The sequence below is a fragment of the Chroococcidiopsis sp. genome, from assembly GCF_051657925.1.
Lineage (GTDB): Bacteria > Cyanobacteriota > Cyanobacteriia > Cyanobacteriales > Chroococcidiopsidaceae > Chroococcidiopsis.
Genome location: NZ_JBOFLP010000216.1, coordinates 1 through 20,184 on the forward strand (window position 1 = coordinate 1; position 20,184 = coordinate 20,184).

Consider the following 20,184-nt stretch of genomic DNA (forward strand, 5'->3'; position numbering starts at 1 on the left):
GATCGTCATCCAATGCAAGTAAGAAATTAATTAAATCGGTTTGCTGTGCCGGAGTAAATCCTGTAGTTTTGTCTACATAAAATTCATGTCCCGTTCCATCTAAATTACTGCGTACTAAAGCGGGGTTAGCTTGATTAGCTGCAATAACTTGACTGCGTAACTGACGATCTAGTAAAGCCCGCAAACTACTCGCACTATCAGCAGATTGACCGATGCTGAGAGTTCCAGTTAAACCTAAACCCGTGCGATCGACAACAGTAAAACTGCCATTAGATTGTATCTTCAAGCTGCCTGCTCTGACTGCTACTCCACCATCATGCAGATAAGGTGCGCTGAGATATACTCCCCGTAAGGAAAGAGTCTTGTAACCGCCATCTGGTAAGAAACCTTTTGGTAGAGTGGTTGGACTGTCGCTAATCCCCTCTGTTGGTACGTCTAACACTTCGGCATTAGCAGGTACAGGTACGGGATTGTTAAGCGTGTAGAGCTTGGGTGGTACTAGCACGTCTTTCAAAGCAAGACGCGATCGCGCGCGAGCTGAGTTATTACCTAATTCTTTCAAAGGGTGAATTTTGTTGTCTGTAAAGAAAGGAGGCGCGTGACAAGCCGCACAATTAGTTCGTTGAAAGACTTGAGCGCCGCGCCGCACGGAACCGTTTGCCAGTGCCGTGATGTTCTCTTGGGTACGGTTGGGAGGTGGCACTAGGCTATTTTGAAAGGCAGCCATAGCATTGTCGGCAAACAAAAACGGTCCGCTAGCAATATCGTCTTGAACAAAGCTGTCAGGGCTGAAAATCGCTCCATTGTAGGTAAATAGGCTAGGGCGTAAATTGGGATACGTACCAGCACCAGGAGCCGGAATCTGATCCTCTAGTTCTGCTTGTCTGGGGTCGGGAGCAATCTGGCGCAGCCATTCCGAAGGTTTTACCCGTACTCCTTCTGGTAAACGCAAGCGAGGATCGGCAGCATTTTGCATGACAATACCTAAATACACTTCAGGATCTAAGCCCAAAGTTTCGGTGCTGAGCTGTGCTGCTGCTAGCAAATTACCTTCAGATGAGTGAACGCCGTTACCAGTAGCACTTAGCCCAGCAAAGGGACCGATCGCAAACTGCCCGTCGAAAAAGTAGGGACCGCTCTTAAAAGTGAAGACGCTAGGTATTTGAGTGGTGTTGTTGATCCCATCAGGAGAACTCTCAAAGTGACCGAAAGGCACGTCTAATAAAGTATCGTCGAAAGCATCCTCAAACTTTTGCGGATCGGGTAAAGTGACTAAATTGCCACGACTGTCAACGATCGCCTTACCGTTGCCTTGATATTTAGGGTCGAGCGGGTTGAGATCTAAGCGAGCAAAGCCTGCTGTGGAGTTGGGTGCAAGCGCAATCAAAAAGCGAACGTTGAGATCGCCATTGGGTACTCCCTTAAGGCGATCGCCAAATTGAGATGTAACATCATGACATACCGCACAAGTAAAGTTGCCATCAGGCTTTAAACCAATTGGGAAAGTAGTTCCTGAAAGGACATCCAAACCAGTATCGATCGCACTTCCTTTGGCATAGAAATGACTGCCCAACTTTAAATCTTGCTGGAGGATAAGACGTAAATTAGTGGTCGGTTGTCCGCCTAATTTTTGTATTGCTGCGATTAACTCTTGTTGAATCCGAGCCAATCCCGTACCGAAACCAAGGACACCTTGAAGTCCCAGCGTGTCACCAACTTTGCGATTGAGGAAAATATCATCCCCAGCTTCTATCAACTGTTGGGTAATCTGGACAGCGCCAATTCGTTCAAAAGCACCAGGAGCACTCGGGTCTAGACCCTTTTTGCGCACGAGTTTCTCGGCTGCTTGTGGGGTGAGTAATTTTCCAAAATAGTCGTAGTAACCAAGTGGTTGAGTTGGAGCAGGTTGTAGTAGGGCTTCTGTGGCAAGAGTCAGCTTCGGAGCTAGCAAGTTTGTCGATAACAATACCGCAGTTAAACTCACTACTAGCAACAAGCCAAACAGAGAAAACCTCTTCCGCCAACGCATATTTACCCTTAGGAAAACCCTATTCCTTGAGATTTTTCTGTAGTTTAAAATACATATTTATAGTGAGTAGCAATGCAATACAAAAAGTTGGAAATTTTCGTTACTTAAGTTCAAAATTTGGCATTGCAGCGATTATTTGTAATGTTTTGCGAAAAAAGATTACTGAGAGTATAAAATTTTGCTCCATCATATAGCATTCTTAGAACTTTCACGAAACCTCTCCATAAACGATCGCCACAGGCTTGACAAATCCAAACGATCTTATTAAGCTAATTCCATTAGCTAAAGCTAATACTGTTAGCTAAATCTACAAGTAAATTATCTCAAAGTCTGGCTATGTCACGCCCACAAGGACAAACTCTAACTAAAAAAGCGGCAATTGAGGCGGCGATCGCCTGCTTGCAACAGGAAGGAGAGTCAGCTTTAGGCGTGAATCGCATTGCTAGAGAGCTTGGCATTCAACCCCCTTCCATGTACAAACATTTTGATGGAAATCGGGGTTTGCGTCGTGCTGTGGCTCTAGAAGGATGGCAGCGATTAGTGACAGCCTGTGTCAACAGTAGTGCTGAGAGCAAAGACCCGCAAACTTCGCTCAAGGGTGTTGGTCGTGCTATGCGTGGATTTGCGCAACAAAATCCAGCACTGTATACAGTTGTGACGAGTACGCAAATAGAGTTAAGCGATCCAGACTTTATACCAATCGTTCAGACTGTAATCTCTTTCTATACTGTCATTCTCGAACCCTTGGGTTTTAGTCAAGACGAAATCGTTCATGCGGTGAGGATGTTACACGCTGCATTTCACGGCTTTATTGAAGCTGAAAAAGCAGGTTTATTTCTGCTACCTCAATCCCAAGACGAGAGCTATGAATGGATGATGAACAAACTGATCGAGGTGCTGATTCGTTCTTAGGTCACTTTAAAACTTAACTACATAACGGAGATCTGTCAAAGATGGAGATTCAAATCGTTCCCCTCCGAGAATCTCAACTTGATGCAGCGATCGGGCTGATTGGCAGAGCATTTCACAATGCTCCATCATTTACTCATATCATTCCTCAAGGAGTTCGCAACCGAGTACGTAAAATAGAGTGCTGTGCTGCTTTTGGAGTCAGGTATGGCTGTACTTACAATCGTGCCTACACAACAGCAGATGAAATTAAAGGAGTGGCAGTCTGGATACCTCAAGAGCAATTTTCGTTCGATCTAAGTCGAATGTGGCAAGCTGGCTTATTTATACTCCCTTTTCAGATTGGACTGAGAGCATTTTGGCGACAGATGAGGTTATTAAGCAAAATTGAGCAAATCCACAAACGCAATATGCCAGAACGTCACTGGTATTTGGAGTTACTAGGCGTGGAACCATCTCATCAAGGACAAGGAATCGGCAGTGCACTGATGCATCCAATTTTGCAGCAAGCCGATTTAGAAGGAATACCGTGCTACTTAGAAACTTTCTCTGAGAAAAACGTTTACTTTTATCGCCAGCATGGTTTTCAAGTGCTGAAAACTATCGATATGCCAGAAGTTAATCTGCATTTATGGACGATGAAACGAGAACCACAGTCATCAAAAGTCAAAAGTTAAAAGTTAAAAGTCAAAATGTCTATTGATGGTGACGTTGTTCGATCCAAGTTCTAATTTGCGATTCAGAAACTTGGTAAATCGATCGCCGAGTTATAGGATCGTAACCATTCCAATAGGCATTACCATGCTCGTCCCAAGTTTGCCAAACCTTTAACTCAGGTGATTCAATCGTCAAATGTAGTATTTTTTTGCCAAATTTGACTAACTTTGAAATAAACTTCTTGTGACTCAGTTTTGGTAAAACTACAAAGCGCGAGGGCTGATATTGCCAAGAATTATTGCTAGGTTTCATCTACTTTGCCTCCTAATTCAATTGCTTATAGTAGGGTGGGCAATGCTCACTTTAAGATGAAACTAAAAACAAATACAAACTGTAGATTGCATCTTTACCATCAATGAATTTGATAGATGAGAGGGGCGATCGCACGTTATTTTTTGCGATAATTCAATCAGCTTCTCACACTGGTAAAATACTTGCCCAAGCCAAGCTTCAATCTTTTGACTTTTAACTTTTGACTTACTAGCCGTGAGTTATGACCGTCAAAACCAACTCAAACTATTCCAACTGCAAGTATTAATCGCAGTTGCCGACTTTGGTAGCTTTAGCGAGGCGGCTTTGCAACTGCAAATGTCACAATCAGCAGTCAGTTACGCGATCGCCTCTTTAGAAAAAGATTTGGGCGTGAGTCTGTTTTCCCGTGGGAGATTTGGAGCGCAATTGACTCCAGTAGGAGAGCAAATTGTCGATCGCGCCCGTCAAGTCATGTATTTACTCTCAGATATAGCCAAACAAGCAAATCTAGCGAGAGGATTGCAGGGGGGACACGTCAGAATTTCCTCATTTCGCAGTGCTGCTACCCACATTTTGCCAGATACGATCGCCGAATTTTGTCGCCGCTATCCCGCGATCGCTGTCAGTATAGCTGAATATGACGACCGCACGGATGTAGAAGCAGATTTACGCAAAGGACGGGCGGATGTCGGCATCACATATTTACCAAGTAGCAATGAGTTTGAAATTTGGGAGTTGATGCGCGATGAATTTGTCGCCTTGTTTCCGCCTAAGTTTCAATCAAAAAGCAACAAATTGAGTTGGGAAGATTTAACCGCCTATCCCCTGATTATGGCTCCTGATGGCGATGGATGTGATGCAATGGTTTACGCTCATTGTGCTAAGTATGGGATTAATTTGACAGTTGCCTATAAAATTCGTTCCGATGCCACAATTGTAAATATGGTTGCTAAAGAATTGGGCGCTGCCGTCAGTCCTAAACTTGCAGCAGAACCAATTCCTCATGGCGTACAGGTTTATAGTTTACCCATACCTCTATTTCGGACGATCGGCGTGGCAGTGCTAGCAGATAGTTTACTCACTCCAGCTGCTTATGCGTTCATCGATTTGTTAAAACAGATGTGGCGAGAATTGAACCGCACTATTTAACGATCGGCTTCAATCCATTCCCTAGCTGCCTTTTCTGCTGCCTCAGCGGTGTAGTAGATTTTTCCCTCGCCAAAAACACCAGTTCCTCGCAACACGCGAAATTGCCATACTTGTTGTTCCTCGCAGTAAAACACCAACAGAATCAATCTGCGATCGCTAACTAGCAGGTGAATGCGAGTGGAGGTCACAAGCAATCGATCGGGCGAATAAACACTCTTGTCTATAGAGTACCGCTAAGGTAGAGCCAGCGATCGCCACTAGCTTAAATTCAACCATCAAGCCATGTATAGATATAAATCTATACTAATTGCAATTAATCCTGTGGATAAATTTAGAACGTAAGACTGTAGATTGATGAATTAAAGATTAATTTTGGCTCAAAGTGCGTAAATTGCCAAAGGAGCGATCGCAATGCTGACTTTTTTATTGATTGTAGGAGCAATGGGCGGGGCGATCTTCTATGTTGTGTGGAGTGAAAAGCAGCTACAAGAGTTAAAAAACAAGGAGTAGAGGCGTTGCAATGCAATGCCTCTCTTTTTTCAATGTTGTCTAATGGCGCGATCGCTTTTTCTCAGGTAAATTCCGCAGGGGAATTTCTCGACCTTGGTAAAATTGCTTTTCCAGCCTACCCAACCACAGCCACACCGCACCTAGAATTAAAGCCACTGCTGTAAGCAGAAGCGAACCTGTAGCGGCATTTTCTCCTAGAAACAGAGTCAGAGGTGGATTGATAATTGCGATGACTGCTGCAACAATAGCGAGTCCTAACCGCAGGCGTTGAAAATTTGCTAGTGCTGCTCTACAACTAGCACATTTAGAAGTATGAGAGCGATCGCGATCTAACAACTGTGCTGTTGATAACGCTGGTGGTAAAGTTTCCCCTGGGAATGGATTAGCATTGTATTGATTAACCCACTGCCGCAACTCAAACACAAAAGCATCAGCCTGGGTTGGTAGATAAAAAGCTTTAGTAAAATTACCACTCCCCCCACCTGCTTCGAGATATCGCTCTTGGTAATGCAGAAAAATTTGGTCATCCTCTAAAACAGAGTTTTGCCCCAAATGAGAATACCAGCGGGGTGTGAGCTTAATTATCCAACCAGGCAATTTAGAAGAAAATTTAAACGGAAAACGGGCAAATAGCCGACACCCACCCTTGCGAATTGGAGTAGCGTAGACAGCAGTGAGCGTTCGCCCAAATTGCTTTGATGTCAAGTCGTGCCACATCAACCCTGGAGCTACAAAAGTCGTGTCTTGCCGTCCCAAAGTTCCGCGTCGGGGTCCTTCCTGCCACACCCCTATAAAACCGTGCTTGCCAGACTCGACTACCTCCAATTCTACCGAACTGGCATTCGCCCTATTTCCTACGGAACGGTGATGAGTAAAAGGAACGTGGCTAGCGTCCAAGACATTTTCCATCAGTGTTAGCGCATCATAGGGTAAGTCGCGAAACGTATCGATACAAACCCATCCCTCTAAGGATTCTTCCAAGGGTTCAATGACAGGAACTTTAGTCTTGGTTGCATTCTCAGCTTTCCCAGGATAGACAAACAGCAGCCCTTGCTTTACTGTTGTAGGAAGCGATCGCACGCAGGCTCTTGGAGAAGTCACTGCTGCTTGACCTACTACCTGTTGGGGAATGCGCTGACAGTCTCCCGCACCAGCAAACGCCCATCCGTGGTAAGGGCATTCTAACAACCCATCCTCAGCTATTCTCCCTTGCGACAGAGGCGCGAGGCGATGAGGGCATTTATCCTCAAACACGCGCCAGCAACCAGCTTGCTGCTCCCACCAAATAACAATATTTTGTCCCAACAGAGTAAATGGTGTGGGCTTAGATTTATCCAAATCTTGCACGTAATGGACGGGATACCATACTTCTTGGCAGTCAAAAAATGCTGGGTCAGTTCCGCCTGCAAGCATTTGCTCGGGCTGTGCTAGATGCGCCGTAATATTTCTCTCTGCTGTTTCCATAAATCAGTTGTTAGTTATCAGTGAAGAAAGGGAGTAGGGAGTAGGGAGTAGGGAGTAGGGAGAAGAGAGCGGAGGGAGCGATCGGCTTCACCTGTCTCTATTTTCTCGCTTCTTAGCAATAACCAACAACCAATTACCAACTACCAACTACCAACTACCAGTTATATTTGAGTGGCGAAACCTTAAGCTGGTTGAGTGCGTCGAGATTGACACATTCCCAATTTAGTGCTGTCATTTGCTACTAGTTCAGCTTCCACGCGCCGAGGTTGTTACACTACATACAGCAAATTCAGATGGGCGATACCATCTGTGATGCGCTGCTTAACTCCGTGTTACCCACACTACTAATGATGCCTTCTGTACCCGCTTTTTGCCGTCCCCTTTTTTGCTGGCTCTGGATCGTACCCGCGACGATAGCGATCGCTCCCATTTTCCCGCCATCAATTGCCAAAAGCCAAACTCCGCCACCGTCACAGGATGCTAGTCAATCTCTGACAATTAACTCTGACATTCAGGAAGCTGACTCCAAAAGTGGCATCTTTACAGCTCGCGGTAACGTACAAATATTTTATCCAGCTCGCCAAATTCAAGCTACGGCAGCTCAAGCGCAATACTATCAGAAAGAACGCAAAATCGTTTTGAGTGGTAACGTTAATGTGTTGCAGCAGGGTAACAGTCTTAAAGGAGAAAGTATTACTTATTTAATCGATCAAGGTCGCTTTATTGCTACACCCAAGGCGAAACAACAAGTCAGATCCACTTATATTGTGAACGACACTAACCCTCAAACTGCCGCTCCAGCGCCAGCTACTCCCAACTTTAAACCCAAACCACCTAGCTCAAAACCTCCAGCTACTCCTAAGTTTAATTCCAAGTAGCCTAGCTCCAAACCTACTACTGTCAGTGACCAGTGACCAGTTAATAATTGTTAGTCACAACTTCTGTCTCCTGTCTCCTCAGTTTTGACTTTTGACTTTTGACTTTTGACTTTTGACTTCTGACTTCTCCCTACTCACTCCTCCTCTCCATGAGATTTGCTCTAGAGAATATCTACAAATCCTACAAACAGCGTACTGTTGTGAATCGTGTCGATATTTCTGTTTCGCAGGGCGAAGTTGTTGGATTGCTCGGTCCCAATGGTGCGGGAAAAACAACGACTTTTTATATTGCTACGGGAATAGAAAAACCCGACCGCGGCGTAGTTTGGTTGGATGACCGAGACATTACCAGCTTACCCATGCACAAAAGAGCGCGGTTAGGTCTTGGTTATTTAGCCCAGGAACCCAGTATATTTCGTCACTTAAGCGTACAAGATAATATTCTTTTGGTACTGGAGCAAACTCAAGTACCGCGTCGGGAATGGCAAACTCGACTTCATACCCTGTTGCGGGAATTTCGACTGGAAAAAGTCGCCCATACCAAAGGAATTAGCGTTTCTGGGGGAGAAAGACGCAGGACGGAACTTGCTAGAGCCTTAGCATCAGGAGCGGAAGGTCCAAAATTTTTATTCTTGGACGAGCCATTTGCTGGAGTTGACCCGATCGCAGTAGCAGAAATTCAAGGTATGGTACAAAAGCTACGCGATCGCCAAATTGGTATCTTAGTCACAGATCATAACGTCCGCGAAACTCTAGCTATTACCGATCGCGCCTATATCATGCGAGAGGGAGAAATTTTAGCTGCTGGTAGTGCGGATGAACTCTATCACAACCCCTTAGTACGGAAATACTATCTCGGTCAAAATTTTCAGTTGTGAATCATGAGGGAGCAGGGAGCAGGGAGCAGGGAGCAGGGAGCAGGGAAAATAGCTAAGGGAGCATCAAATATCAACTGTCAACTGTCAACCGTTAACCATCAACTGTCAACCATCAACCGCCAACCAAACTTTCCATTCCAATGACATTTGCCAAACACAAACGCTTCAAAGCCTTTCAATTGCTGGTCCCCAAGCCAGCACTGATGGATCGCTACATTGCGGCTGAGTTAATTCCACCGTTTTTATTTGGCGTAGGAGCTTTCTCTTCAGTTTTAGTAGCAGTTGGTACAGTGTTTGAGCTGGTGCGGAGGGTGGTGGAATCGGGACTCCCGATCTCGATTGCGTTTGACGTATTTCTCTTAAAGCTACCGTCTTTTGTCGTGCTGGCTTTTCCTATGTCCACTCTCCTAGCAGCTTTAATGACTTACAGTCGGCTGTCTAGCGATAGCGAACTAACGGCTCTACGTAGTTGTGGAGTCAGCATTTATCGACTGGTATTGCCCGCATTGGTACTGAGTACTTGTGTTATGGGTTTGACTTTTTTATTTAACGAGCAAGTCGTCCCAGCTGCTAACTATCGGGCTACAACGACTCTGACTAGAGCGCTGAAGGAAGAAAAACCCCAATTTCAAGAACAAAACATTTACTATCCAGAATATCAGGAAACCGAGCTAGCAGATGGCAGAGAGGTTAAGCGATTAACTCGCCTATTCTATGCTGATGCCTTTGATGGGCAACGGATGAGGGGTTTGACAATCATCGATCGCTCCCGTGGCGATCTCAACCAAATTGTGGTGTCAGATTCAGCCGAGTGGAATCCCAAACAGAATAAGTGGGATTTTTATAATGGCACGATCTATCTAGTTGCACCTGACAGTTCCTATCGCAATATTGTCCGGTTTGAGCACCAACAGTTACAACTACCGCGCACCCCTTTAGATGTTGCTGCCAACACCCGCGACTCAGATGAAATGAATATTGCTCAAGTTAGCGAACAATTGCAAGTCGCGATGATGAGTGGTAACGAACAAAAAATCCGCCGTTACAGCCTGCGGATTCAAGAAAAAATTGCTTTTCCATTTATTTGCACTATCTTTGGCTTAGTAGGTGCAACTCTAGGGACTAATCCTAAACGCAAAGGTCGAGCAACCAGTTTTGGAATTAGCGTCATTATTATTTTCAGTTACTATATGTTGCTCTTTATGTGTGATGCTTTGGGTTTATCTGGCGTTCTCTCCCCGTGGTTAGCAGCATGGCTACCCAATATGTTTGGTTTTGCCACGGCTGGCTTTCTCTTATTCCGTGCCGATAAATGATATTGTCATTTGTCACTAGTCATTTGTTGTTGCTAATAACCAATGACAAATGACCAATGACCTTATGCTAACTGTCTCGATTCAGCTTCGAGTAATTGAATCAGGTGGTTGTCACCTTTTTCTCTAGCTATTTGCAGCCGTCGTTCTAAGTTATGACGCAAGTGATCTAGATGGGTGCTGTGTAGTTCTTTCAACACCTGCTGACGATCGCTCTTAGCTGGCTTTTGTTTAGTAGCGATCGCTGTTGTATTCGCAGTTGCTCCATTGACTTGCGTGTATTCTCGCCGCAACCGCACAACTTCTACATCGATTGGATCGCCAGTGGAATAAGCAACGCCGCGATACTTCAAGTCAACTTTGGGCTGCGGTACGGGAATATGTCTGAGATATTGATGGTTCCAGGTTGCACCGCGATACGTTCCGCCAGCTGCGCCTGTCATAGTTTCTATTTGGGGTGAATTGTGTTCGTAACTGACACCGCGATATGAGAGTTTCATGGCTTCGCCTCTATAGGTCAAATTTTTTTAGGTCAAATTTTTTAGTAGTTTGACTAGAATGAGGCGCGTTCCTTCGGGATGGCTCCCTACTTCCGTCTCCACATCACATCTGCCAGAAGACAGAATTTAAAAAATTGTAGAGATGAACGATTTTGTTTCTGTATTCTATTTTACTGTTTTCTAAAAAAAGCGGCAATTTTAATAAAAATTAATTGAATTTTCATTTTAGTAGGGTGGGCATTGCCCACCTTACTCTTATCGCTTGTGCTAGTCTGCCCCAGCTCAAATATCCGTGGGAGTCAGAGACGAGCGGTGAAGATTGACCCTACAATTCCTATCTCTTTGATTATCGACGTAATTACAAAAGAATCGACAGGACTTCAAAAAATTATCTATTGTTTTGCTGTTTTACTTCTTCTAACTTAGTTTTTCTAGTGACTGCCTCAGCAGATGGGCAATGCAAGAGAAGAAAAAATAAGATTATGAAGATGTTTCGCCGCGCGATCGCGTTCTTATTGGCTGTGAGTTTGATTGCTATTTCGATCGGATCGGGAAGTTCTGTCAGTGCTGACGACAACTTAGCCGTCAGAAAAAATATTATTGACCTCACTTCTACAGAGAAAGCAGCCTTCATCAAGGCAATTAAAACCCTAAAAAATACCACTTTACCCGAGCATCAAATTAGCATTTACGACGAGTTTGTCGCCCAACACGTAGCGGCAATGGGGCTAATGTCAAAAGATGCTAAAGGTCCAGCAGCTGGACATGATGGCGCTCACGAAAGCTCGATATTATTACCTTGGCATCGCGAATTTATCTGGCGATTTGAAACAGCTCTGCGATCGGTCGATCCTAACGTCACGCTACCTTATTGGGACTGGACGAACCCCCAAGCGTTGGCAGCAATTTTCTCAGATGACTTTGCGGGTGGCAACGGCGAAGGAGTCACAATCTCAATTCCAAACGCAGGCAGTTTTACGGGTGGTGCGGTTGTTTCCGGTACTTTTAGCGCCGCTAATGGCTGGAATTTGTACCCAGAATTGCACATTACACCAGATGGACAACCGATGGGTGAAGTGCTGTTACGCTTCATGCAACTTCCGCCAACCAACAGTTACCCACTACCTCAAGCAGATGTCGATCGCATTCTGGCTGCAAACGACTACGATACTTTTCGCCAAGCGATCGAAGGGTTCATTCAATTAAATCCCTCCGGTCAACCAACGACTGGAGTATTTATGCATAATTATTTTCATAGCTTTGTGGGTGGAGCTAATTTCGACCCTAGTGTAGGTCGCCCCGAACCTCTAGGCACAATGGCTTCTCTTGCGAGTTCGATCTACGATCCGGTATTTTGGTTAATCCATGCTAATGTGGATCGACTCTGGGCGGAATGGCAGCAAAGCGGTCATGCTGGTAGTCAATATTATCCCGCTCAAGGTGGTCACTATGGGGAAAATTTGAGCGATCGCATGTGGCCCTGGGATGGAGGTGAATCAACCCCAGCCAATCAAGGGACGGGAGATCAACTATCTTTATTACCTGCTGTATCTGCAAATGATATAGTTACCCCAGCCGACACATTAGATTTAACTAAGTATGACTACACATACGACGCGTTGAAGATCGCAAATACTAGATCTAGCTCTCGAATAGCCGTTTTGATTCTGACTATCTTTGCTACAATCGCTTGGCAATTGCAGTCCCAGCAATTAAGTCGTAGAAGTTAGATTTGGCGATCGTTTTGAATGCGATCGGCAGCAGTGTTAAATTAATAGCGCTGCTGAAATTAATTTTTTATTAAACTATTCAATGTTTTTTATACCTAACTGATCTTCATCACTTAGTTTTTGTCGTGATGTGAAGAGCTGAATTTTAGATTTTTCTGGGCTGAATCTGAGTGACTTTTAATACAGTAAACGCGACCGAGCGTTCTAGAAATGATTGTTTGCTACTCGAACTCTGACTGAGACTTTAGATAAGATTACACGCAAATCAACGACAAACAACACAATAGCTACTGTATTCTTACTCCCGCGTCTATCAAAAGCATGAGATTGTATGGTTTCTAAAGGTGTGTTCGATCGCACTAATTTATATGACAGCGAGCATGAGCATATGCGTTTATATTATTTGCGTATACAGCACAACAACTTTCTAATTAAAAACAAGAATTTTTATTTTGATAGTAATTACTTATCAATATTTGCTGGCTGAATCAAAAAAAACAAGTTAGACATAAATCAGACATAAACTACACATAGTGGCTTTCGCAGGTAGCCAAAATCTCTGTTAAGCTCTTGATTAGTGACTTGTTCAACTTTCTCAAGTATTTCCGTGTTAAGTCCGTTGCTTAATACGTATTTTCTAGAGTAACACTTAATACAGTAAACGCTTGTCTGCTAAATTGGATTGGACGTATGTAGTATCTACGCTACTCTGCTCTGAAACTGTAATTAGATAGGTTATTACCAAGCGAATTTAACGACTCTTGCATTCAATGGAAGGACAAGAGTGTTGCAAAATGCTTTTGACAGATCTGTGTCATTCAGATAAATCCTTCCCATGTTAATAATGTTTTCATGGCAGAGGATATGGTGAAAAAGATTCTGGTGATAGAAGAGAGCGTCCAAACTCGCAATCTATTTTTAGAGTGTTTGGAGGCTAAAGGTTTTCATGCTATTAGTGCTGAAAATGGTACGGTTGGTGTACAACAAGTTCAAAAGCAATTACCCGATCTAATCGTGTGTGGCATTGCTAGAATAGCCGAATATGATGGATTTGGCGTTCTAACTGCCGTCCGCAAAAACCCTGCCACAGCGGTTATTCCGTTCATTTTTGTTACTAGTAGAACAACGCGAGATGACATCCGTAAAGGCATGGAATTAGGAGCAGATGATTATCTAACTAAACCTTGTACTTTAAAGGAATTACTGAGAGCAATTAACGTCCAACTGGAAAAGAGAGAGACTATTCAGAAATGGTATACATCTAACGATCGGCAGACACTCTCAAAAGCGGCGATCGCTGAAACTTTAAACTCTACAGCTTTACACTCAATCTTTCCTGCCTCTTCTCAAATGGCAGCTGTGTTTCGCTTCATTGAAGAGAATTACTGGCAACCAATTACTCTGTGTGACATAGCACAAGCTGTTGGTTATTCTCCCGCTTATTTAACTAATCTAGTCAGACAGCAAACTGGTAAGAGCGTTCATCGCTGGTTGGTAGAACGCCGGATGGCACAAGCAATTTGCTTGCTGCAAAAAACCGAGCAGACTATCGGTCAAATTGCTGAAACCATTGGCTATCAAGATGTTTGCCATTTCAGTCGTTACTTTCGTCAGTTTTACGGTACGAGTCCTCAAGCTTGGAGAAACGAACACCGCTGTCGCGTTGCCGCGAGCTAAATCTAAGCTAAATCAAAAGAAATGGCAAGCGATCAAAAAATTACTCATTGGAACCACTATGCCGCGTTATGTAAGCTTTTCGGTTAGTACCTCGCCAATTCACTTTATAGTTTTGATTCTATCGGCGATCGCAGTACTGACAATTAGCTAAACCATAACTCTTAAAAGTGGCTGATTTTTTGGATTGAATTTGAAAGTCATCTACACGAAACTGACTGCAAATTAGAAATTGCTAGTCAATCTAGGTTAGCAATTACAACTCAACAGAAGTTAGAAACAAATTTCAGCTCTAATCTTTCTTTCCAGGTTTGAGTTTCTACGTTCTGACGATTCGATCGCGATCGGAACGTGCTGAAAATCCTATCACCCAAACAGCAATGACCGACAACCACATTCGCTCGTCTCCTTCTATCGACTCAGAAACCACGTTCCATCCAGACACTCACAGCGCCGAATCAGCATCGTCTCTCGATCCTAGCTATAAGTATTACAGTTCCAGCGATTCCAGCAACATCGCAGCCAAGCCGGGAGATAACAATACTAGTACTCAGATGCTTGTGTTGCCTTCAGTTGCGGATGCGATCGCGCAGATGCTAGCAGACTTAGGCTTCAAATATGCCTTCGGAGTTGCCGGGGGTGCAATGGCAACCATTTGGGGTGCTCTGTCTAATAGCAGCATCCAGGTAATTCACTGCCGTCACGAAGGAGGAGCGGCTTTTGCAGCTGTAGAAGCAAGTTTTGCTAGCGATCGCCCCGTTGTTGTCTTTACAACTGCCGGACCAGGACTAACAAACTCGCTAACGGGATTGCTAGCAGGGCGAGGCGAAGGCGCAAAAGTCATATTAATCTCAGCTTGCACCTCCGCCGCACAGCGCGGACGCTGGGCGATTCAAGAAACCAGCACCTATACCATGCCGCAAGCGGGAATTTTTACCCCAGGAGTGCTGTTCGACTACGCGATTACACTTGAGTGTGCCGAGCAATTACCGCAAATTTCCCGCCAACTTGCCCTCGGACTGTCACAATCTGGCGGTTTTGTCGCCCATGTGAGCATTCCTACAGGCGTACAAACTAGCAGTCTGAGCATACCACTGCCTCAGTTAGACCTCTCCCACGCTCCCACAACCCCCAGTGAAGAAACGATCGCCCATTGCGTGCAACTTTTAACCAAAGCACCTTTTGCGATCTGGGTGGGTTTTGGCGCGAGAAATGCTGCTGAAGAGATTTATCAGCTAGCCGAACGTACCGGAGCCGCAGTGATGTGTTCTCCCCGTGGTAAAGGGATCTTTCCCGAAGACCATCCTCAGTTTGTTGGCGTTACAGGTTTAGGTGGTCATACCTCAGTTCTGAAGTATATGCAAGAATCTCCACCATTGCGAACTTTAGTACTGGGAACGCGATTAGGAGAACCCACTTCATTTTGGAATCCGACAATGGTTCCTGCGAGAGGATTTATTCATGTAGACATCGATCCGGTGGTTCCAGGAGTTGCCTATCCAGCATCTGAAACAGTACCAGTCCAAGCTGATATCGGTGCATTTTTGCGATCGCTACTCAAGTACTTAGATAAGACGCAAAGCTTTGCAACTTTGAAAAGTCGTGCTACTAAAACGCTACCCCACCCCGAACTAGAAACAATTACCCCTACAACTAGCAATTTAATCAGACCTGAAGTCTTGATGGCAGCAATTCAAAAGGTAATGGTTGAAGGAAGCAATGCGGCGATCGCAGCTGAGTCCGGGAATTCGTTTACTTGGGCAACGCACATGTTGCGGATCGACAAACCAAATCGCTATCGAGTCAGCACTGGAGTTGGTTCGATGGGACATATGGTAGCAGGTGTTATTGGTATAGCTATAGGACGTAAGAGTAAAGCAGTTGTCATCACCGGAGACGGTTCGATGCTAATGAATAACGAGTTGAACACTGCCGTCAAGTACCAAATTCCTGCCATCTGGATCGTGCTGAATGACGGACGGTATAACATGTGCGAACAGGGGATGAAGATGTTGAAACTGCAAGGTGCAGATGCAACGATTCCCCAAGTCGATTTTGTGGCGATCGCCCGCGGGATGAGAGCTGATGGCATCCGCATCGAAAAAGAGTCTGAGCTTGAAGCAGCATTACAATGCGCAATCGATTCTCCTCTCCCCTTTGTCGTCGATGTCATCATCGACCCTTCTCGACTCGCACCTTCCGGCGGACGTAACAAGAGCCTGCAAGCGCAAGGGGTTAAATCATCTGCTAAAGAACAAGTTTCATTCCCCATGATTAGCGAATAGTGTAGAGACGCAATATATCGCGTCTCTACATAAATTACTCCTTACCCCTAATTTGAGGATAGATGCGTGAAGCTGTTTGAGACCGTTAAAGAAATGGGACACGAGCAAGTCCTATTTTTTCAAGATAAAGAACTGAATTTTAAAGCCATAATTGCTCTCCACGATACGAGTTTGGGGCGAGCGATGGGCGCAACTCGACTGTTTCCTTATGCTAGTGAAGAAGATGCTTTACAAGATGTTCTGCGTCTGAGTCGCGGTATGACCTATAAGGCTGCTTGTGCCAATATTCCAGTAGGTGGTGGCAAGGCAGTAATTATTGCCAATCCCGACCAGAAGACAGACAAAATGCTCAGAGCATATGGGCGTTTTGTCGATAGTCTTCAAGGTCGTTTTATTACAGGTCAAGATGTGAATATTTGTCCTGAAGACGTGCAGGAGATGCGGCGCGAAACTAGATATGTTGTCGGGTTAACGGGAAAAGCTGGTGGTCCAGCTCCAGCAACAGCTTTAGGAGTGTTTTTAGGAATTCAAGCTGCCGTTTTCTTTCAGTTAAATAAACAAGATTTGAACGGACTGCAAGTTGCGGTTCAAGGATTAGGAAATGTTGGTGGAAAACTCTGTGACTATTTACATCGACGTGGGGTAAAACTTTTTGTCACCGATCTAAATCACAATAGAGCAGAGGAAATTAAGCAACTCTATGGGGCAACAGTTGTAGAACCTGAAGACATATATTCACTCGACGTTGATATTTTTGCTCCCTGTGCAATGGGAGCAATTCTTAATAGCAAGACAATTCCCTTAATCCAAGCTTCTATTATTGCAGGCTGTGCTAATAATCAACTGCAAGATGAGAACATTCACAGCGCGATGCTGAAATCAAAAGGAATCCTTTACTGCCCCGATTATGTAATTAATTCTGGCGGCTTAATTAATGTTTACCACGAACTTACATTTTCAGATGAGGCAAGTTACTTAAAACAAATTCATAGTATTTACGATACTTTGCTAGAAATTTTCACCAAATCAAAAGCAGAAAATATCACAACTCAAGATGCTTCTAAGCGTCTCGCAGAAGAACGGATATTAAAAGCAAGAAAACTTGCGATCGCGGCGTAAATCAGTTCTCAGTGTAAAGACGTTACATGTAACGTCTTTATAAAGTTATCAGTAGCTACATGCTACTCACAAATGACAAATGACCAATTAGCAATTCCCAACTCGGATGGAAAAAAATACGTTTGCTACGTCAGCTTATATTGCGACTTCACCAGAGGTAGCTTTTGACTATCTGTGTAGTTTAAAGAATCTGGATGAATGGACTCTTTTTAGCCGGATGATCGAACAGATCGATGAGAATACCTGGCGAGGAACTGCTTCTGGCTATCAACGGGATCTTTTCTACCACGTTAGAAAGATTGAAAATCCACTTTTTTTCGGGATAGAATGGCACTGTGGATTTGAGTACAAAAAATACTTTCAAGTGTATCCCGTTCTATTATTTCCACCCGAATATGTAGAGCCAGGAACAGATGAGAAAGGAGTTTATTTTCACTGGTTGAGTTTTGTCGATCCGGCGCGCCGAACTCCAATGATTATGGAGGGAATTCATACAGTTCATACATCTGAATGTCGCTCACTCAAGGCAATTTTGGAACGCAACGCTGGTGAGACAAAAGCAGCTCAAGGACGTTACAAAATTGATACTGATACGATTTATATTGACGCGCCGATTGATACTGCGATCGCCTACTTACAAGATTTACGTAATCTAGATGAATGGGCGCATCTACTCCGAGCGGATGGCGAAATCAGTAGCGAATCTGGTGAATTTTTAGATGAATACAACCAGAAAGTAAAAGTTACATTTCGCACCCACGATCTCAAGAATTACTACCTTGTAGAACAGGATTATTTTTATCCTGAATACAATTTGATTCAGCGTAGTCCTGTGATTCTGATGCCTTGTTCCTATGCCTTTGGCAACTCAGAAGCCCGTGGATGTATCCAACATCGCATTAGTTTCTGGGAAATCGACAAAGCTCCGCGTCACGGTAAATTACAACTGGAGGACTTTGGCGCTGAGAGTATGAATATTAAGCGTTTTCTAGAAGCTAAAGCTGGTAATCTTGACACCTTTGCCAGAGGGATGAGCTATCTTTTACCTTCTTCTTAGAAAAATAGGAGAAGGCGCGATCGCGTTTTGTTTTTAAATTGAGGAAAAGGGATTCGGTGTCTTCATCAGGGGCATTAAAATTTTTCACTTCATTTATTAGTTGGCTGCCAAAAGTATGAAGCTCAAACAACTTACGATTGCACTTATAACTGTTTCTATTGCCCTTGTTTTTGGACCGCAAGCCGCCAGAGCTGCGTCATTAACAACACTCGCTGATGGACTCAACAACGCACGGGGTCTTAGTTTTGATTCTGAAGGTAATGCCTACATAGGCGAGACAGGATTAGGGGGTGATGGTGTTTGTCAACCGTCTCCTAGTACCCAATTTGAGCTGATATGTTCTGGTAACACTGGTTCAGTCACAAAAGTTACGCCAGATGGAACGCAAAGTCGCGTTATCGACGGGACTGAATCTTTAGCCTTACAACAAACTAAAGAGCAAGGAGCAGGTCCGCAAGAACTCAATTTTGATTCTAGTGGTAATGCTTATCTGCTGACCGGTTTTGCTGGTAATCCAGCCAACCGAGATGCAGAATTAAATGCTCTTTCTACTAATACCCAGTTCCCACCTCAGCAACAGCAGGCTGCACCTCCAGTTGCGCCCGACCAAGTGTTAGGCACTACTACTTTGGGAAAATTGTACAAAACAGATCTAAACACGGGTAGTTTAACAGAGGTTGCCGATTTGTCGAAAGCCGAACTTACAAGCAATCCCGACGGCGGCGATGTAATTAGCAATCCCTATGATTTTGTGATTAAAGATAATACTGCGTATATCGGTGATGGGGGTGCTAACGTTATTTGGAACGTGAATCTCGATAGCGGCGAGACTAAAGCAACTAAAATTCCTGGGCAAACCCTAGAAAATCCAGAATTTCCCCCAAATGTATCTATTCCAGGTGCGGGACAAGAGCAACCCCCTGCCGGACAGCAAGGACAAGATGCAGTTCCTGGCGTACCAGCAGAGCAAGAGGCGGCTGGACTACCAGCAGGGCAAGTACCGAACCAGGTCGATATTCAATCTGTAGTTACAGGTGTAGATATCGGTCCCGATGGAGCCGTGTATGCTGGCGAACTCACAGGTTTCCCTTATCCCGAAGGTAAAGCAAAAGTCTGGCGGATTGGAGAGAACGGTGAGCCAGAGGTTTTTGCTGAAGGTTTTACGCAAATTACCGATATCAAATTTGATAAAGACGGTAATTTACTGGTGTTGCAATTTGCTGATGAAGCCCAGTGGAAAGGTGGTGGTCAGAGCTTACAAAACCTACCAGGTTCTCTAATCAAACTTGCTCCTGACGGTACGCGCACGACTCTTGTAGCTGCGGGTGAAGGACTAGAATCGGCTGCGGGTCTTAATATTGGTCCTGATGGTGAAATTTACATCGTCAACAACGGTGTTGGACCAGGTACGGGCGAACTCGTGCGAGTTGATGGCATTGAAGGAGCTGCAACCGTTCCCGAACCTTCATCTATCTTAGGCTTACTCTTGTTTGGAGTTATGGGTGGTGGTACTTGGTTCAGACGCAAACAGCAACAAGAGCGAGAAGCGAATGCGCTTCGCGCAAGCTTCGCGAACGCACCAGAGCCAGAACAAACCTTATCTCAGTCCTCAATTTAGACCACATAACTATACAATTGCTCGGCAAGAGGAGTCAGACAGATGAGTTTATTCAGAAATTTCTCAATTGCGATCGCTGGTGCTGGATGTATCGTTCTCGCC

The 20,184-nt window shown here is 44.5% G+C and carries 18 protein-coding genes and 1 riboswitch; of the genes, 13 read left to right on the forward strand and 5 right to left on the reverse strand.

Annotated elements, in window-relative coordinates; genetic code table 11:
• A partial coding sequence (locus ACRC32_RS17275; RefSeq protein ID WP_438555130.1) for a hypothetical protein occupies positions 1-2,029 on the reverse strand: 2,029 nt, incomplete at its 3' end.
• A 336-nt stretch (positions 2,030-2,365) separates the two neighbouring features.
• Here ACRC32_RS17275 and ACRC32_RS17280 point away from each other — a divergent pair.
• Complete coding sequence (locus ACRC32_RS17280; protein WP_106547736.1) at positions 2,366-2,941, forward strand: TetR/AcrR family transcriptional regulator; 576 nt, start codon at positions 2,366-2,368, stop codon at positions 2,939-2,941.
• Between the two features lie 41 nt (positions 2,942-2,982).
• Positions 2,983-3,615 carry a GNAT family N-acetyltransferase gene (locus tag ACRC32_RS17285; protein WP_438555131.1) on the forward strand — a complete coding sequence of 211 codons (633 nt, stop codon included), beginning with the start codon at positions 2,983-2,985 and terminating at the stop codon, positions 3,613-3,615.
• Positions 3,616-3,634: 19 nt separating this feature from the next.
• Here ACRC32_RS17285 and ACRC32_RS17290 read toward each other — a convergent pair whose 3' ends face one another.
• Complete coding sequence (locus tag ACRC32_RS17290; protein ID WP_438555132.1) at positions 3,635-3,907, reverse strand: hypothetical protein; 273 nt, start codon at positions 3,905-3,907, stop codon at positions 3,635-3,637.
• 234 nt (positions 3,908-4,141) lie between these two features.
• Here ACRC32_RS17290 and ACRC32_RS17295 point away from each other — a divergent pair, with 234 nt between their 5' ends.
• Positions 4,142-5,056 (forward strand): LysR family transcriptional regulator, encoded by a 915-nt coding sequence (locus ACRC32_RS17295; RefSeq protein ID WP_438555133.1) that lies wholly within the window; start codon positions 4,142-4,144, stop codon positions 5,054-5,056.
• On the opposite strand, the gene ACRC32_RS17300 is transcribed toward ACRC32_RS17295, so the two are convergent.
• Together ACRC32_RS17300 and ACRC32_RS17305 are read right to left on the reverse strand one after the other, a co-directional pair.
• Positions 5,053-5,244 (reverse strand): hypothetical protein, encoded by a 192-nt coding sequence (locus tag ACRC32_RS17300; protein ID WP_438555134.1) that lies wholly within the window; start codon positions 5,242-5,244, stop codon positions 5,053-5,055. The genes ACRC32_RS17295 and ACRC32_RS17300 overlap by 4 nt on opposite strands.
• A gap of 361 nt (positions 5,245-5,605) precedes the next feature.
• The gene (locus ACRC32_RS17305; RefSeq protein ID WP_438555135.1) at positions 5,606-7,030 is read right to left on the reverse strand and encodes an aromatic ring-hydroxylating dioxygenase subunit alpha; all 1,425 of its coding nucleotides are present in this window, start codon (positions 7,028-7,030) and stop codon (positions 5,606-5,608) included.
• A gap of 293 nt (positions 7,031-7,323) precedes the next feature.
• Here ACRC32_RS17305 and ACRC32_RS17310 point away from each other — a divergent pair, with 293 nt between their 5' ends.
• The 4 genes from ACRC32_RS17310 (at position 7,324) to ACRC32_RS17325 (ending at position 10,102) form a co-directional block, all read left to right on the forward strand.
• Entirely contained in the window at positions 7,324-7,908 is a 585-nt protein-coding gene (locus ACRC32_RS17310) for an LptA/OstA family protein (RefSeq protein WP_438555136.1), read from the forward strand.
• Positions 7,909-8,057: 149 nt separating this feature from the next.
• On the forward strand, positions 8,058-8,786 hold the full coding sequence (gene lptB / locus ACRC32_RS17315; protein ID WP_438555137.1) for an LPS export ABC transporter ATP-binding protein: 729 nt from the start codon (positions 8,058-8,060) through the stop codon (positions 8,784-8,786).
• Positions 8,787-8,789: 3 nt separating this feature from the next.
• The gene (locus tag ACRC32_RS17320; RefSeq protein ID WP_438555138.1) at positions 8,790-8,930 is read left to right on the forward strand and encodes a hypothetical protein; all 141 of its coding nucleotides are present in this window, start codon (positions 8,790-8,792) and stop codon (positions 8,928-8,930) included.
• The gene (locus ACRC32_RS17325; protein ID WP_438555139.1) at positions 8,927-10,102 is read left to right on the forward strand and encodes an LptF/LptG family permease; all 1,176 of its coding nucleotides are present in this window, start codon (positions 8,927-8,929) and stop codon (positions 10,100-10,102) included. The genes ACRC32_RS17320 and ACRC32_RS17325 overlap by 4 nt, the downstream gene beginning before the upstream one ends.
• 62 nt (positions 10,103-10,164) lie before the next feature.
• Here the strand turns inward: ACRC32_RS17325 and ACRC32_RS17330 are convergent, their stop codons facing one another.
• A complete protein-coding gene (locus ACRC32_RS17330) occupies positions 10,165-10,599 on the reverse strand; it encodes a DUF4278 domain-containing protein (protein ID WP_438555140.1) in 435 nt (144 codons plus the stop codon).
• Between the two features lie 62 nt (positions 10,600-10,661).
• A riboswitch (Glutamine riboswitch) is annotated at positions 10,662-10,750 on the reverse strand.
• 331 nt (positions 10,751-11,081) lie between these two features.
• Here ACRC32_RS17330 and ACRC32_RS17335 point away from each other — a divergent pair.
• From ACRC32_RS17335 to ACRC32_RS17360, 6 genes are all read left to right on the forward strand, one after another.
• Complete coding sequence (locus ACRC32_RS17335; protein ID WP_438555141.1) at positions 11,082-12,329, forward strand: tyrosinase family protein; 1,248 nt, start codon at positions 11,082-11,084, stop codon at positions 12,327-12,329.
• Between the two features lie 852 nt (positions 12,330-13,181).
• Positions 13,182-14,006 carry a response regulator transcription factor gene (locus ACRC32_RS17340; protein ID WP_438555142.1) on the forward strand — a complete coding sequence of 275 codons (825 nt, stop codon included), beginning with the start codon at positions 13,182-13,184 and terminating at the stop codon, positions 14,004-14,006.
• A gap of 377 nt (positions 14,007-14,383) precedes the next feature.
• Complete coding sequence (gene scyA / locus ACRC32_RS17345; RefSeq protein WP_438555146.1) at positions 14,384-16,288, forward strand: scytonemin biosynthesis protein ScyA; 1,905 nt, start codon at positions 14,384-14,386, stop codon at positions 16,286-16,288.
• 66 nt (positions 16,289-16,354) lie between these two features.
• Positions 16,355-17,407, forward strand: coding sequence for a tryptophan dehydrogenase ScyB (gene scyB / locus ACRC32_RS17350; protein ID WP_438555143.1), 1,053 nt, complete (start codon positions 16,355-16,357; stop codon positions 17,405-17,407).
• A 106-nt stretch (positions 17,408-17,513) separates the two neighbouring features.
• The gene (scyC, locus tag ACRC32_RS17355; protein ID WP_438555144.1) at positions 17,514-18,464 is read left to right on the forward strand and encodes a scytonemin biosynthesis cyclase/decarboxylase ScyC; all 951 of its coding nucleotides are present in this window, start codon (positions 17,514-17,516) and stop codon (positions 18,462-18,464) included.
• A 115-nt stretch (positions 18,465-18,579) separates the two neighbouring features.
• On the forward strand, positions 18,580-20,082 hold the full coding sequence (locus ACRC32_RS17360; RefSeq protein ID WP_438555145.1) for a ScyD/ScyE family protein: 1,503 nt from the start codon (positions 18,580-18,582) through the stop codon (positions 20,080-20,082).
• The last annotated feature ends 102 nt before the right edge of the window (positions 20,083-20,184 follow it).

What these genes read in the sequence shown, in the direction of transcription:
- ACRC32_RS17340 (WP_438555142.1), top strand. Translation starts at nt 13,182, where the DNA reads ATGGCAGAGGATATGGTGAAAAAGATTCTGGTGATAGAAGAGAGCGTC.
- ACRC32_RS17320 (WP_438555138.1), top strand. Translation starts at nt 8,790, where the DNA reads ATGAGGGAGCAGGGAGCAGGGAGCAGGGAGCAGGGAGCAGGGAAAATA.
- ACRC32_RS17335 (WP_438555141.1), top strand. Translation starts at nt 11,082, where the DNA reads ATGAAGATGTTTCGCCGCGCGATCGCGTTCTTATTGGCTGTGAGTTTG.
- ACRC32_RS17330 (WP_438555140.1), bottom strand. Translation starts at nt 10,599, where the DNA reads ATGAAACTCTCATATCGCGGTGTCAGTTACGAACACAATTCACCCCAA.
- ACRC32_RS17305 (WP_438555135.1), bottom strand. Translation starts at nt 7,030, where the DNA reads ATGGAAACAGCAGAGAGAAATATTACGGCGCATCTAGCACAGCCCGAG.
- lptB (WP_438555137.1), top strand. Translation starts at nt 8,058, where the DNA reads ATGAGATTTGCTCTAGAGAATATCTACAAATCCTACAAACAGCGTACT.
- scyA (WP_438555146.1), top strand. Translation starts at nt 14,384, where the DNA reads ATGACCGACAACCACATTCGCTCGTCTCCTTCTATCGACTCAGAAACC.
- ACRC32_RS17325 (WP_438555139.1), top strand. Translation starts at nt 8,927, where the DNA reads ATGACATTTGCCAAACACAAACGCTTCAAAGCCTTTCAATTGCTGGTC.
- scyC (WP_438555144.1), top strand. Translation starts at nt 17,514, where the DNA reads ATGGAAAAAAATACGTTTGCTACGTCAGCTTATATTGCGACTTCACCA.
- ACRC32_RS17360 (WP_438555145.1), top strand. Translation starts at nt 18,580, where the DNA reads ATGAAGCTCAAACAACTTACGATTGCACTTATAACTGTTTCTATTGCC.
- ACRC32_RS17285 (WP_438555131.1), top strand. Translation starts at nt 2,983, where the DNA reads ATGGAGATTCAAATCGTTCCCCTCCGAGAATCTCAACTTGATGCAGCG.
- ACRC32_RS17310 (WP_438555136.1), top strand. Translation starts at nt 7,324, where the DNA reads ATGGGCGATACCATCTGTGATGCGCTGCTTAACTCCGTGTTACCCACA.
- ACRC32_RS17280 (WP_106547736.1), top strand. Translation starts at nt 2,366, where the DNA reads ATGTCACGCCCACAAGGACAAACTCTAACTAAAAAAGCGGCAATTGAG.
- ACRC32_RS17290 (WP_438555132.1), bottom strand. Translation starts at nt 3,907, where the DNA reads ATGAAACCTAGCAATAATTCTTGGCAATATCAGCCCTCGCGCTTTGTA.